The organism is Staphylococcus petrasii (assembly GCF_002902565.1).
In the GTDB taxonomy this organism is placed as follows: Bacteria; Bacillota; Bacilli; order Staphylococcales; family Staphylococcaceae; genus Staphylococcus; species Staphylococcus petrasii.
Genome location: NZ_PPRC01000086.1, coordinates 1 through 787, shown reverse-complemented (window position 1 = coordinate 787; position 787 = coordinate 1). Strand labels below are relative to the sequence as shown.

The window sequence follows — 787 nt, the reverse complement described above, 5'->3', positions numbered from 1 at the left end:
TTTATAAACCAACATATAATTTAGGCGACTATGTATGGGAAGATACCAATAAAGATGGTATCCAAGATTCTGATGAAAAAGGAATTACAGGTGTAATCGTTACATTAAAAGATAATGATGGCAATACAATTGGCACAACAACAACAGATGAAAGTGGTAAATATCAATTTACTGGTTTAGAAAATGGAACATACACAGTAGAATTCAGTACACCAGAAGGCTATACACCAACAATAGTAGATGCTGGAAGTGATGACACTGTAGATTCAGATGGTTTAACAACTACAGGTGTGATCAATGGTGCAGATAATTGGACATTAGATAGTGGATTCTATAAAACGCCTAAATATAGTGTAGGTGATTATGTATGGAAAGATGTAAATAAAGATGGTATCCAAGATACAGATGAACCAGGTATTCCGGGTGTAACTGTTACATTAAAAGATAATGACGGCAATACAATTGGCACAACAACAACAGATGAAAATGGTAAATATCAATTTGATAATTTAGATAGTGGAGATTATACAATTCATTTTGATAAACCAGACGGTTTAACTCAAACTGTTACGAATACAACAGATGACGAAAAAGATGCTGATGGGGAAGATGTTCATGTATCTATTACTGACCATGATGATTTTAGTATAGATAATGGATACTTTGAAGATGAGTCAGACTCAGATAGCGACTCTGACTCTGATAGTGACTCTGACTCTGATAGTGACTCTGACTCTGATAGTGACTCTGATTCAGACAGCGACTCTGATTCAGACAGCGACTCTGA

At 35.2% G+C, this 787-nt stretch carries 1 protein-coding gene; it reads left to right on the top strand.

Annotated elements, in window-relative coordinates:
* Window positions 1–787 (top strand): SdrD B-like domain-containing protein (locus CD127_RS10965; RefSeq protein WP_142381315.1); only part of this gene is annotated, 787 nt, incomplete at both ends.